The organism is Erysipelatoclostridium sp. MSK.7.34, from assembly GCF_019041935.1.
Lineage (GTDB): Bacteria > Bacillota_I > Bacilli_A > Erysipelotrichales > Coprobacillaceae > Thomasclavelia > Thomasclavelia ramosa.
The window spans coordinates 39,985-54,445 of record NZ_JAHPYJ010000010.1 but is presented as its reverse complement, the minus strand read 5'-3'; the positions used below and the strand labels follow the sequence as shown (position 1 = coordinate 54,445).

Below are 14,461 nucleotides of genomic sequence, written 5' to 3'. Positions count from 1 at the left end.
TTTTATCACCTCATTAACATTATGCCTAATCTATAAATAATTACAACTAATTTGCTTTAATTTTATCATATTCTTGTAAAGCAAGCGACATTGGGTCATTATCGTCAAAAGAAATCGAATCACCTTGATAACTTTCACTACCATCATTAGAACGCTTAAATCTAGTAATTTGACCCGGATTATCATAGTCAACTTTTACTAATAAATTAGGGTTATTTTCAAACTCCGACAGCTTTCTTTGAAGAATATTTTTAAATAATAGAATATCATTTTCTGTTCTAATTTCATTCTCACTTTCACCCGGCAATGCATAAGTAAGATATTGATATGTGTCAAGCTTATTAATAATATAATAATAATTATCAAACCAACTTTTTAAAAGTGCCGCATCTAACTTTTTGATTACCATTAAATATTCTTGATCCGAAATTTGATAACCTCTTGTTACCTTATCACCATTATCCTTATAATAAGTAATTTTTAAGTTATGACTGCCATAATCACTTTTTTGTTTTAAAATTTCCTGATGAATTGCCACTACTGTATCAATTGATTTTTGATCAGTTAATTTACTATTAATCTTGTTGTACCCAAAATTTGAATTAATTTCTACTGCTTTAATATCATGAGGAATATAATTTTCTAAATATCCTTTTGAACCAATAAAAATTACAATTGTAACTAAAACAATTAATGTTCCCTGCACTATGCACAATACATACCTAATACGTTTTGACTGAATAAATTGAATAATAAAAGTCGCAACAAAGGTTGCAATAATATTGATAATAATAAAACTCTTCAAAGATTGAACAGGAATATCCAAAATAGAAGTAATCAGCCAAGAAACTGAAATAATACAAATTAGTTTAATTACTTCACCAATGATTTTATAAGTGAAACCATGATAATTGTTAACACACTCCCGATTACTGCTTGCTAAAAAAGCCATTATAAATATAACTAGACCATAACCAGCATACAGCAAAAGATAATAAGAACTTAAACCACTAAGTCCACCAATAAATAATCGAAAAGCGGGCAAAATAATACTTACGACCTCCATTGAAAAATCAGCACTAATGATTCCTCTAACAAAAGTCTGATAAACAGAAAATAAACTCATATAAATAATGAATGGCGATATATTAATAACAATTTGTAGAATAATATCCATAATTACTGATGTCGTTAAATAGGCAGCTAGATTACCTAAACTATAATAAATCCAAATCATTAAAATTGCTGAAGAACAATTTTTAAGTACTAATCCTTGTCCTAAAATAACATCAACAATACAATAGATTATGACAGGTATAATTATGCACAATAATCCGCTTAAATATCTGATCATAAAACTTTGTATTTTTGTATATGGCAAAGATGAAAAATGAGTCTGTTGGGTTTGATCAAATAAGTAACTTAAATTAACCATCGGAACAACTAATGAATAGAGTAAGATAATTAGATAAAACATTCCTACAGGAACATCAGAGTGAAAAGAAATCAGACTGATTACCAAACTTAAAGCTAGAAAACCACTAAAAATAACAACTGTATTTTTTAGCTGTTTTAAATCATTTTTTAATAAACTGATCATCATCTTTAACCACCTACCTTTATATCATTAACGATCACGCCATCATCACCTTTCTTTAAGGTAAATTCTAATGGATAAGTATAGTTATTTCCTTCTTTTGTAACAACTTCATAGGTACCTTGATAAATAACTTCATCATTACTAAAGGCTATAACTGTGCTATCACCGTTTGGATAGACCATATCAATTGTTTCGTGACTAAATTGTGTACTCACTACGGCTTTGATTTGTTCTTCAAACTTTGTTGAATCACTATTAATATCATCAATAACATCTCGACAATTTTCAATAAAAACAGCTCGTTCGATCAACTCATCGCTAGTAATAAAATTCGTTATTGCTTCATTACTGCTTATTAAATAATTGACACTATCAGGATTTAATAAATTATATGTTTTAATACTAAATATATTTTTAGGTTTGATTTCTTGATTTGGCAACAATTTAATCAATTCTTGAATTTCCTCTTTATTTAAATAGACTGCATAATCATTAACATAACAAATTAAACTTTTTTCCTTTTTTAAACCCTCAGTATAATTAAGCAGCTTATCAAAATACTTATTTCCTGGTCCATTAAAGAAATCAATTACTGCTTTTTTATTAATATAATAGATACTATAGCTATAATAATCATCATCTAATCCATGTTCATATTGATAAGTATACATCATTGCTAAATCTTGTTGTTCATCATCATATTTTTCAAAATGAAGATCATCACGATGTTTACTCAAATAATTCAAGAATTCCTTTGTAACCTCATTATTTAAGCTTAAGCTAAGATACTCCTGATTACCAGCTAATTCAGCTACTAAATCAGCAGTAACTTCATATCTCGAATTATTAATTCCTGAAAGATATTGCTTATTGACAATCATAAAATTAGCACCAAAAACAATTGCTAAAACAGGTACATAGATTAATAAATTACGATAAACATGTCTTCCTTTAAAAATAATTTCAACGATTATCGCTACAATCATCCCAATCAAAATATAGATTAAAAATAAAAGTGACTGACCTTTGAATCCATATGTGATATTAATTTTTGATACTAATAAAATGACTTCAAAACCACATATCGTTACAGCAATAATCAAAATAGCTTTTAAAACAATAATAATTCGGCGAAATACTAAAGGTTCTCCAATATATTCATTTTCACGATTTTTATAAACATAATAGCTGCAGATTAAGGTAACAATTCCTAAAAATAAATGGAAAAATATATGTGGATACGCACTATAAATAAACTGCATTCCAGCAGCTAACGGAAAAGTAAGATAAAGATATGTGTCATTAATTCCAAGATCAAGATTACTTGGAACTAATTTAGGACTAATATAAATAAGCCCCAATAATAAAATTACTGGTAATGCATATGCTGCTAAACTAAACACAACTTGTCCCAAACGATTACCAGACAGTGAACAAACTAAATAAGTAAGGGTATAATAAATAAATAACAAAAGAAATATCGCCATTATAAATCTTATAAATATATTTCCTTCAGTCCCCGCATTATTTAATCCTAAAAACATCATCAAACCTAATCCCTCAATCAATAATGTAACTAGCGCAATTAAATATCCAGCTAAATAATTTGTAAACCAAACGCATCTTGTCGTCAACGGTAATGAACACATCATTGATGATTTCGTTTTATTAACTTGATAACTCTGAATAAAACAAGGGTATATCGTTGTTAGAACAACTGCACTTATTCCATATACAACTATACAAATTTGACTAAAACCACTATTAGAACCAGAAATAAGCGATAAAATAAAGACTCCCACAAAAATAATTAATGATACTTTAGCAGGAAAGAGATTATTTTTAATGATATTTTTTAGTAAGGGAATATTAACCCATGACTTCCTTGAGTTCATCATATTCTCCTCCTAAAGTAAATAAGAAAATCTCTTCTAATGATAATGATAAAGTTTCATTAATTAAAGGACAATACTTTTCCACAGTACGATTGATTACTTCAATTTCACCAGCAACGATCAAAGTATGAACACGTCCCATCATTTGATGAGATAAAACTTTTAATTCTTTCTCTAAAGCATACATATCATCACCACACTCTAAGACGATTTGTAATTTATGATAGCCTTCTTTAAGATGATCTAGTGCTTCTTCAAAAACAATTTTCCCATTGTTGATCAAAGCGATATGATCACACATACTATCCAATTCATTTAAATGATGACTAGAAATAAAAATTGTCATATTTCGCTCACTTACATCTTGAATCAAAATATCCCAAATAACTTTCCGAATATGTGGATCAAGTCCATCAAACGGCTCATCCATGATCAAATATTCAGGCATGATCGCTAAAGCCAAAATAAACATAACTTGCTTTTTCATTCCTTTAGAAAATTTACTAAAATTTTCTAAACTATCGTGCTTAAACATTTTCATCAATCTTAAATACCGTGCCTCGTTAAAACTTGGATAAATCCCTTGATATAATTCTTTAATATCCCGAATATTATGTCCGAAGGTATCAAAAAATTCATCGGGGATATATACTAATTTTGCTTTTGCTTCAGGATTTTCATAAATACGCATTCCTTCTAATTCAACAAATTCTGTATCACCTTGATAAGCACCTACTAAATGACGAATCAAAGTTGTTTTACCTGCACCATTTTCACCAATAATTCCATAAATTGAACCTTTAGGTATATTTAAAGTAATATTGTCCAAAATTTGTTTGTGATCAATTTTCTTTGATAATTCTTTGACTAATAACATTATTTTCCCTCCCAAGTCTGTTCCATAAATTGGCATAATTGTTCAAAGGTCAAACCAATATATTTACTTTTAGTAACAATCTCTTTTGTGAGAACTTTAATTTGTTGTTCAAACAACTTCGTTTGATTATTTTGTTTTGAGCTAACAAAACTTCCCTTCCCCGGCAAGGAATAAATAAAACCTTGCTCTTCTAAAAGACGATAGGCTTTAACAACGGTATTAGGATTAATATGAATTGATGAAGATAATTCACGGACAGAGGGTAGTTTATCGTCCGCATGCATTAACCCTGTCGTTATATATTCGAGCAGCTGTTTATAGATTTGTTCATAAATTGGAACACTGCTATTATTATCTATTTGCATAATAACTCCTTTCCTACTACATTCTTACAAATGTAGTATACCAAATATATAACTGTATTACAATATATAATACAGTTATATATTGTAATGCCTTTCATTTAATTATTTTTATAATAATGGTTAAATAGTTTGCATTTTTTATTATTTCAAGTAAAATATGGTTTAGAGATAGGAGGTTTTTAAATGAATAAAGTAGCAATTATCACTGATAGTAATTCTGGAATCACTCAGGCTGAAGGTACAAAATTAGGAATCAACGTACTACCGATGCCATTTACTATTGATGGTCAGACCTTCTATGAAGATATCAACTTATCTCAAGATGAGTTTTATAAAAAACTAATGACAGATGCTGAAGTTTTTACAAGTCAACCCGTAGTTGGTGATGTTAGTAAACTTTGGGATGAAGTATTAAAAGAGTATGATGAAATTGTTCATATTCCCATGTCTAGTGGCTTAAGCGGCTCTTGCCAAACTGCTTTGATGTTAGCAGGTGAATATGATGGACGAGTTCAAGTCGTTGATTCACAACGCGTTTCAGTAACTCAAAAATGGGATGTTCTGGATGCACTTGAATTATCTAAAGCTGGTAAATCAGCAAAAGAAATCAAAGAAATTCTTGAAGCAAATAAATTAAATGCTTCTATCTATATTACTGTTAATACGTTAGATTATCTTCGTAAAGGTGGAAGAATCACTCCTGCTGTTGCAATTTTAGGCGGAATGATGAAAATCAAACCAATCTTACAAATTCAAGGTGAAAAGCTCGATACTTTCTCTAAGACCAGAACAATGTCTAAAGCAACTAAAATTATGATGGAAGCAATAAAAAAAGATATTGATGAACGTCTTGATCCAGAAGGAAAAGGAAAGAATGTTCATGTTTGTATTGCATATACATACGACGAACAGCCAGCATTAGAATTAAAGAAAGAATTAGAAGCTATTTATCCTGATTCAACAATTATTTGTGACCCATTGTCACTTAGTGTTTCATGTCATATTGGACCGCATGCTCTAGCCATTGCTGCATGCAAAAAGATTATCTAGGCAAGAAACTTCGTTTCTTGTCTTTTAATATGTGTTATAATACTTAAAAAGATACAAAATATAATTAAGGAGGTTATTATGCAAGAAAAGCCTAATACAAATAATAAACGACCTGGCAAGTCACCACAAAAAAATCATAATAATAAAAGTAAATCTCGAAACAACACGCCAAAAAAAGCGGTAAATAAATCAAAACAAACAAAAAATAGTATTGATACTAAGGTATTTGCCCTTGGCGGACTAAATGAAGTCGGTAAAAATATGTACTGTGTTGAACACGATAATGAATTATTCATTATTGATGCCGGAGTAAAATTTGCTGAAGAAGGATTACCGGGAATTGATTACGTTATTCCTGATTACTCGTATTTAAAAAGAAATGAAAAGAAAATTCGTGGTTTAATGATTACCCATGGTCATGAAGATCATATAGGTGGAATTCCTTTCTTACTTCAAGTAGTTAAAATTCCTTTCATTTATGCTACACCACTTGCTAGTGCCATGATTAAAAGAAAGTTAGATGAAAAAAGACTAACTAATGCTACAAAAATTATTCAAATCGACGATGAGTATCAAATCAAATCTAAATATTTTAATATTGGATTCTTTAAAACAAACCATTCTATTCCAGAATCAATGGGAATTATTATTAATAGTCCTAATGGACGGATTGTTGAAACAGGAGATTTTAAATTTGATTTATCACCAGTCGGTGATCCAGCAGATTATCAAAAGATGTCTTTCCTAGGTGAAACTGGGGTTACTTTATTAATGAGTGATTCTACTAATTCTGAAGTTCCTACTTTTTCAATCAGTGAAAAGAAGGTCGCTAATAGTGTTCAAGAGGAATTTAGAAAAACAGAGGGACGTTTGATTGTAGCAACTTTCGCTTCCAACGTTCATCGAGTACAACAAATTGTCGAAGCAGCTGTTAAATTTAATCGTAAAATTTTAGTATACGGTCGTTCAATGGAAAACAACATTCAAGTTTCAAGAGCTATGGGCTATATTAAATGTCCTGATAAGTTCTTTATTAAAAGTGAACAAGCAAAAAAATTACCAGATAATGAAATTTTGATTTTATGTACCGGTTCTCAAGGTGAAGCATTAGCAGCATTAAGTCGAATTGCAAATGGAACTCATAAATATGTCAAAATCAAACCCGGCGATACTGTTGTCTTTTCATCAAATCCAATTCCAGGTAACGCTTATAGTGTTAATGTAGTAGTAAATAAATTATTTAGAGCTGGTGCTAAGGTACTAACAAATACCGCTTTCAATAATTTACATACTTCCGGACACGCTTCTCAAGAGGAACAAAAACTGATGATGTTATTGACAAGACCTAAATACTTCTTCCCTGTCCATGGAGAATATCGCATGTTGAAGATTCATGCTGAATTATCTCAAGATGTCGGTATTCCACCAGAAAATTCATTTGTTTTATCAAATGGAGATACAATTTTATTGAATAATGGTGAGGCTCGATTAGGTCCGAGAATTCATGTTGAAGATATTTATGTTGATGGTAATGATATTAGCGGCTTATCCACAGCTGTACTTCGCGATCGACAAATGTTATCTGAAGATGGAATGGTTTCAATTTTAATTAGTATGGATTCTCGTAGTGGAAAATTATTGACAAGACCAGTAATTATCTCACGTGGTTTCGTATATATGAAAGACAGTTTTCACATGATTCGTGAAGCTGAGAAGTTAGTTGAAACAAATTTATCAAAATTGTTACAAGGTAAAACTACTTTCGGAGAAATTAAGAATACTACCCGCGATACATTATCTTCATATTTTTATCGCAAAACTAAACGGAATCCAATGATTATTCCGGTTATCATGAATAAAAAATCATGAGAAAAAAAATAAGAACGATTAAACTACTATTATTGATAATCGTTATTATCGGGAGCGGTTTTGGTTATTATTATAGCCGATATATCGCTCCTGATAGTTATTCTATAAAAAAAACGACTATTACTAATAATAGTTTACCTGATGAATTCAAGAATTTTGAAATTGGTTTTATCAGCGATATTAATCTCCAAAAAAGTAGTGATGTTACTAGATTAAAAAAAATTGTCACTTCATTAAACAAAGAAAATGTTGATATGGTTATTTTTGGTGGTGACCTCTTTTCAGCCACGCCCTTTGATAACGATAAGGTAATCGAATTATTATTCAATATAAAATCTAAATATGGTAAATTTGCTGTTCTTGGTGAAAAAGATTTAGCTTCATCAAATGATGTCAATGCCATTTTAAATGAGGGTGGTTTTGAAGTTCTGCATAACGAATATCGTCCTATTTATTTTAATGGATCTACGATTAGTCTTTTTGGTCTTGAGGGAACAGGAGAATTAAGTGGTCTAATTAATGAAAATAATAGTGAAAGTTACAAAATAGTTGCAGTTCATGAACCAGATTATTTTAACACGACTTCAAATAATGAAATTGCTTTACAACTTTCCGGTCATACAATGGGTGGTTATATTCGTCTTCCTTTTATTGGCGGACTATTTAAAAAAACTAACGGTAATACTTATGTTAGTGGTGAACACACTAAATCAAAAAGTCAATTATTGATTTCTAACGGTTTAGGTATGGAAGACGGATACGAATATCGTCTTTTCTGTCCTAATCAAATCAATATTGTGACATTAAAAAAATAAAGGCTCTAAACCTTTATTTTTTTATTTCTGTCCCAACCCCGCTAGTTGTAAAAATTTCAATTAATAAACTATGTTCCAGACGGCCATCTAAAATATGGACTTTCTTTACGTCCTCCTGAACTGCTTCAAGACAATTTTTTAATTTTGGAATCATTCCCCCGGTTATAATTCCTTGTTCAAATAATTCAGCTGCTGACTCTGTATTAATTACTGATATGCGTGTACTAGGATCGCTCGGATTACGTAAAACTCCCTCAATATCAGTTAAAAATACTAACTTACTCGCTTTTAAAGCACGAGCTACACCCGTTGCTACATCATCTGCATTAATATTAAAAGCATTATACTTAGAATCTAATCCTACTGTTGAAATAATCGGTGTATAATCCTTTTCTAACAATGTTTCTAGTAAAGTAACATCAACATTTATAATTTCCCCAACATAACCAATGTCATCCCCTTTTGGCATTGCTTTTTTTACTGTAATCATATTACCATCTTTACCAGATAAGCCAACTGCATGGGTTCCTATTCTTTCCATATGTTGAACTAATCCTTTATTGATCTTCCCTGACAAAACCATCTCAGCAACTTCTAAAGTTTCTTTATCAGTTACCCGTAAGCCATTTTTAAATTCACTTTTAATATCAACTTTCTTTAACCATCCATTGATATCATTTCCCCCACCATGAACAATTACCGGTTTAATCCCAACTGATTTTAGAACCGCAATATCTTTTAAAACACTGTGTTTAATAACTTCATTAGTCATGGCACTACCACCATATTTAATAACTACGATATCTCCATGGAATTTTTGAATATAACTTAAAGCATCTACTAATACTTGTGCTTTATTTTGCTCAACTGTATGCACATTATTTCCCCCTTAATTAAATTTTTATTATGAACGATAGTCAGCGTTGATTTTAACGTAATCGTAAGTTAGATCACATCCCCATGCAATCGCTTTACAATCACCATTATGAATATCAATAATTGCTTTTACTTCGCTGCTTGATAAGATCTTAGTTGCTAATTCTTCACTATAATCAGTCGCCATTCCTTTAGCCACCAATTGCAATTCCCCAAATTCACTAGCAACGCTCAAATCAACATTATATGGATCAAATTGTTCACCAGAATAACCCATTGCACATAATAATCTTCCCCAGTTAGCGTCATTGCCATATACTGCTGTCTTTACTAACGGTGAAGTACAAACGCTTTTAGCGATTACTTTAGCCTGTTGAACTGTATCAGCATTATGAACTTGAACTTCTAACAATTTAGTTGCACCTTCGCCATCACCGGCAATTGCTTTAGCTAGATATTCATTAACATAATATAAGGCTTCTTTAAATATTTGATAATCCTGATCTTCTATAACAATTTCTTGATTTCCAGCTAATCCATTAGCTAATAACAAGACTGTATCATTAGTTGAAGTATCACGATCAACAGAAACCATATTGAAAGTATCAGGAATTACTTCTTTCAATGCCTTATTTAATAATTCCTTAGAAATATTACAATCGGTTGTAATAAATCCCAGCATGGTTGCCATATTTGGATGAATCATTCCTGACCCCTTACAGCAAGCCCCCAAAGTAACCGTCTTTCCACCGACTTCAATTTCAACAGCAAGATGCTTTGGTTTCGTATCTGTCGTCATAATTGATTCAGCTACGATTACCCCTGCTTCTTGGCTCTCACTTAATAACGGTTTAACAATTGGTACCCCATTAATGATTTTATTCATTGGTAATTGCTTACCAATTACACCTGTAGAACAAATTAGAACTTCCTCTTTTTCCAATCCAAAATTATCTGCTACAGTTTGAGCAAACTCTTCGTTACATTTTAAACCCTCATCGCCAGTACAAGCATTTGCGACCCCACTATTAACAGCAATGATTCTAACATGATCATAATTATCAACGATCATCTTATCCCATAACACTGGTGCTGCCTTAACAATATTTTGGGTAAAAGTTCCTACCGCTTTGGCATCAACTTTACTATAGATCAATGCTAAATCTTTTTTTGCTTTTTTAATACCAACATGTTCTCCAGCACCTAAATATCCTTTAGGCGAGGTTACCGTTCCATTCTCAATTATTTTCATTTTATTTTCCCCCTTATAAGATTGCTGGAGCAAGCATTAGCCCCTCTTTTTCATCTAATCCAAACATAATATTCATATTTTGAATTGCTTGGCCAGCTGCTCCTTTAACTAAGTTATCCATAGCTCCCATCATAATAACTCGATTTGTCCGTGGATCAACTTTATAATTAATATCAACAAAATTACTAGCCTTAACACTACGTACTTCTGGTAAGACCCCAGATTTCAATACCCTTACAAAATACTCATCATCATAACATTGATAAGCCTTTGCGACATCCACTTCATTAACTCCCTTTTTAAGTTTTGCATAAGCTGTAATTAAGATTCCTCGATTCATTGGAATTAAATGAGGCGTGAAGTTTAATAATACTTCTTGATTTGCCGCATAACCTAACTGTTCTTCAATTTCCGGAGTATGACGATGACTTGCAACCCCATAAGACTTGATACTTTCATTTACCTCGCAATATAAGTTTGCGACTTTAGCCCCACGGCCAGCCCCACTAACACCACTTTTAGCATCAATGATCAAAGTATCCATATCAATTAAATCCGCCTTAGCTAACGGATAGACTGATAAAATTGAACAAGTTGGATAACATCCTGGATTAGCTATTAATCGTGCCTGTTTCACTTTATCACGATTTATCTCACACAGCCCATATACAGCTTCATCGATAAATTGTGGTGAAGCATGATCAATTCCATACCATTGTTCATATGTCTTAACATCTTTAATTCGATAGTCTGCACTTAAATCAATCACTTTTACTTTGCTTAAAACTTCCTCATTAAGCATTTTGGCACAAACCCCTTGTGGAGTCGCAAAGAAAACCACATCAACATCATCAAGATATTTTGTAATATCCTCATCAACACACTGCTGATCCAATAATTTAAAATAGCTGGAATAAACCGAACTATACTCCTCATCAGTGTAGGTTCTTGATGAAACCCACTTAATTTCCACTTCTTTGTGAGTTAATAAAAATCGGACTAACTCACATCCCCCATATCCAGTTGATCCCACAATTCCTACTCTAATCATTTCTAGTCCTCCATTTCTTTGTTAAAATAAAAAATCGCCTCTTAAACAAGAGACGATTTAACCGCGTTACCACTCTATTTATCATAAGTTGACCCTATGATCTCTTTCATCGTTAAGGGTGATTACCCGAAAGCGATACTACTATTTCCCACTTTCCTCTCATAAATGCGCTTCATCCTAACTAGATTACCAGCCTTCCACCAACGCCAGCTCGCTAAAACCATTATTAAGACTACTCTTTTAGTCACCGAGTTTGGTTATTATTATATTACTAAAAAAAAATTTGTCAAATATTTATTTGAATTTCCAACAATTTAAAAGCATGTGTCGTAAACACATGCCTATAATTCTTCAAATCTTTTAATTCCCCAAGTATTTAACAAATAGTAGAAAGCAATATCGATAATCAAGAAAAGCGCTAGCATTATATAAACATAAGTTACAGCACCAATAAACTCATTTAAATAACCAATATAAATACCACCTATAAAAACTACAAGCGCCATCGTTCCAAACATTGTAATCATTACAGCAGCACTTTGTTTTACGACAACAGTCTCATTGATCCAATCAAATTTCGGCTTCCATAAATTAATCAATAAACCTAATAAAGCTTCAAAAACCGTAAAAACTATAGGGACGATAATAACTAATAAACTATCTACTAAACTCAATGAAAAAACTACACTTCCGACAATTGAAAATAACAATCCTGGTGGTACACATAAAGCTAAGTGTAGCATCAATTTACTTTCAAGAATATCTTTAGTTTTAATTGGTAGTGATTTAATGATCCATAGACGATTCCCTTCCAACGAGATCAAAGCAGCACTAATAATATTCATTGAATTAGTCCCAATCACTGCCAAACATAACAATGGAACTATAAATTCATTCACCAAAGCTTGATATTCTGGTGGAATTACTCCCAACATATCTAAAAGCTCAGGACCTTTAATCAAGACAGCACCAGCTAAAACAACGGTAAATGCAATTCCCAAAGCAGCATTCATCATGACCATCGGATTAGATGTAAAATGTTTTAACTCTCGTTTAAATAACGCTCCCTTTTGGCTACTAAATTTAATATCTGAATCCTTCAATTTAACTTTCTTTGATGGTGCTTTACTAGTTGCAATACTAATAAAATTCTTCGAAAGAAGATACATTACAATTACAAATGGCCCTACACTACAAACTAAATATAGTAACAAACTCACGACATTGACATCACTGATTGCTAAAGCTAAATGATAGATTGGAAATAACGTATTTTGAATCGCTTCACCAATCGATTTACCATTAGCTACTAATGCAACCAAATATTCCGGAAGTTTATTAATCAAATAAAAATAGAGTCCTAAAAATCCTAACGATAATACCATAGTAATAACTGTTTTATTCCGTATTCGTTTCATTAACATTGCCATTAACCAGCCAAATGCACAAGATAAAGCTAAGGCTAATAACGGCAACGTTATAATGACAATAAGGAAAAAGAGTAATTTTAAAAGATCAAACGGCACCTGAGTAAAATAAACAATTCCACCAGGGATTGCAATCAATGCCTCATATAAATAGTTGATGATTAATACCACAAAAATACGACTTAATAAAATATCACTTGTTTTAATCGGCATTGATAATAATATCTCATTATCTTTAGCACCATAAATTTCTTGTTGGGTTGTAAAAACACTCCCAATAAAGCAAAGTAAAACAATTAATACTGCCATGATTCCAAAATATAACCATTCATAACCAATTGCCGTAAATGGTTCTAAAACCATATTAAACATGTAGCCAAACATTGAACCAAAAACAATGGCAATATAAGCAAACACTAATACCATCAATGCTAATTTACCTATTCCGGCATTTTTATTTTTACTTCCTTTCATCGATCTCATAAAAATTCCTTGAAACCGAATCTTAATCAATGACTTAAGCATTGTCATCCTCCAACTCTAGGAACACTTCTTCTAATGAATCATCCCCAATGACATCTTGGGTGTTCCCGGATACGACAAGTTTACCCGCTTTAATAATAGCAATTTTATCACAAAGTTTCTCAGCTACTTCAAGAACATGAGTTGAAAAAAAGATTGCTCCACCACGATCGCACAAATCCCGCATCAAACCCTTTAATAAATGAGAAGCCTTAGGATCTAAGCCTACAAACGGCTCATCCATAATTATTAATTTAGGCTCATGGATCAAGGCTGATATTACTGCTAATTTTTGCTTCATCCCATGAGAATATGCACTGATCGGTTCCCCCAAAGAATCTGTTAGTTCAAACATATCCCCATATTTTTTGATTCTGTCAGTTCGTTCTGCCTGACTGACCCCATATACATCAGCAATAAAATTCAAATATTTGATTCCTGTTAAATATTCATATAGATCAGGATTATCAGGAATATAGGCCATTACCTTCTTACATGCTAACGGCTCCTCTTTAATTGATTTATTATCAATATAAATATTCCCTTGATCAAATTCCATAATTCCAGCAATCGACTTTAATGTAGTCGTTTTACCAGCTCCATTATGTCCAATAAAACCATAAATATGACCATTTTCAATCTCTAATGATAAATTATCGACGGCTTTTTTTTGACCATAAGTTTTTGTCAAATTTTCAATTTTTAACATTTTAATCTCCTCATTTCATAAATAAAATTATTTTTATTATTTATATTATCATAATATCCTACTTATATCCTAATTGCAAGTGATATTGTAACTATTTAGAATATTATCTAAATAGATTGTAACATAATATTAAACTATTTAGAATATTTTCTA

12 protein-coding genes and 1 other annotated feature are annotated in these 14,461 nt (G+C 31.4%); of the genes, 3 read left to right on the top strand and 9 right to left on the bottom strand.

Annotated features, from left to right (window positions below; all coding sequences use genetic code 11):
* Positions 1-46: 46 nt before the first annotated feature.
* Genes KTF99_RS08610 through KTF99_RS08595 form a run of 4 tightly spaced genes read right to left on the bottom strand, consistent with a single transcriptional unit; the run spans position 47 to position 4,737 of the window.
* A complete protein-coding gene (locus KTF99_RS08610; protein ID WP_254210118.1) occupies positions 47-1,600 on the bottom strand; it encodes a hypothetical protein in 1,554 nt (517 codons plus the stop codon).
* A 5-nt stretch (positions 1,601-1,605) separates the two neighbouring features.
* A complete protein-coding gene (locus KTF99_RS08605; RefSeq protein WP_254210117.1) occupies positions 1,606-3,495 on the bottom strand; it encodes an ABC transporter permease in 1,890 nt (629 codons plus the stop codon).
* Complete coding sequence (locus KTF99_RS08600) at positions 3,470-4,372, bottom strand: ABC transporter ATP-binding protein (protein ID WP_217215522.1); 903 nt, start codon at positions 4,370-4,372, stop codon at positions 3,470-3,472. Before KTF99_RS08600 ends, KTF99_RS08605 begins: the two co-directional genes overlap by 26 nt.
* Positions 4,372-4,737, bottom strand: a complete 366-nt coding sequence (locus tag KTF99_RS08595; protein ID WP_029480718.1) for a GntR family transcriptional regulator — start codon at positions 4,735-4,737, stop codon at positions 4,372-4,374. The genes KTF99_RS08600 and KTF99_RS08595 overlap by 1 nt, the downstream gene beginning before the upstream one ends.
* A 183-nt stretch (positions 4,738-4,920) precedes the next feature.
* On the opposite strand from KTF99_RS08595, the gene KTF99_RS08590 reads away from it, so the two are divergent.
* The 3 genes from KTF99_RS08590 to KTF99_RS08580 all read left to right on the top strand — a co-directional run bounded on the left by KTF99_RS08590 (position 4,921) and on the right by KTF99_RS08580 (position 8,471).
* Positions 4,921-5,787: a DegV family protein gene (locus KTF99_RS08590; RefSeq protein WP_003536095.1), complete on the top strand. Its 867-nt coding sequence runs from the start codon at positions 4,921-4,923 to the stop codon at positions 5,785-5,787.
* Between the two features lie 78 nt (positions 5,788-5,865).
* Positions 5,866-7,656 carry a ribonuclease J1 gene (gene rnjA / locus KTF99_RS08585; protein WP_003536094.1) on the top strand — a complete coding sequence of 597 codons (1,791 nt, stop codon included), beginning with the start codon at positions 5,866-5,868 and terminating at the stop codon, positions 7,654-7,656.
* A complete protein-coding gene (locus KTF99_RS08580; protein ID WP_217215520.1) occupies positions 7,653-8,471 on the top strand; it encodes a metallophosphoesterase in 819 nt (272 codons plus the stop codon). Before rnjA ends, KTF99_RS08580 begins: the two co-directional genes overlap by 4 nt.
* Before the next feature lie 13 nt (positions 8,472-8,484).
* On the opposite strand, the gene argB is transcribed toward KTF99_RS08580, so the two are convergent.
* The 5 genes from argB to KTF99_RS08555 form a co-directional block, all read right to left on the bottom strand.
* Positions 8,485-9,348: an acetylglutamate kinase gene (argB, locus tag KTF99_RS08575; RefSeq protein WP_003536092.1), complete on the bottom strand. Its 864-nt coding sequence runs from the start codon at positions 9,346-9,348 to the stop codon at positions 8,485-8,487.
* A gap of 27 nt (positions 9,349-9,375) precedes the next feature.
* Positions 9,376-10,599, bottom strand: coding sequence for a bifunctional ornithine acetyltransferase/N-acetylglutamate synthase (gene argJ / locus KTF99_RS08570; protein WP_008791291.1), 1,224 nt, complete (start codon positions 10,597-10,599; stop codon positions 9,376-9,378).
* A 13-nt stretch (positions 10,600-10,612) separates the two neighbouring features.
* A complete protein-coding gene (gene argC, locus KTF99_RS08565) occupies positions 10,613-11,650 on the bottom strand; it encodes an N-acetyl-gamma-glutamyl-phosphate reductase (RefSeq protein WP_003536090.1) in 1,038 nt (345 codons plus the stop codon).
* 45 nt (positions 11,651-11,695) lie between these two features.
* Positions 11,696-11,907, bottom strand: a binding site (T-box leader).
* A gap of 84 nt (positions 11,908-11,991) precedes the next feature.
* Complete coding sequence (locus KTF99_RS08560; RefSeq protein ID WP_009299977.1) at positions 11,992-13,602, bottom strand: hypothetical protein; 1,611 nt, start codon at positions 13,600-13,602, stop codon at positions 11,992-11,994.
* A complete protein-coding gene (locus tag KTF99_RS08555; protein WP_003536088.1) occupies positions 13,595-14,308 on the bottom strand; it encodes an ABC transporter ATP-binding protein in 714 nt (237 codons plus the stop codon). The genes KTF99_RS08560 and KTF99_RS08555 overlap by 8 nt, the downstream gene beginning before the upstream one ends.
* Positions 14,309-14,461 lie beyond the last annotated feature (153 nt).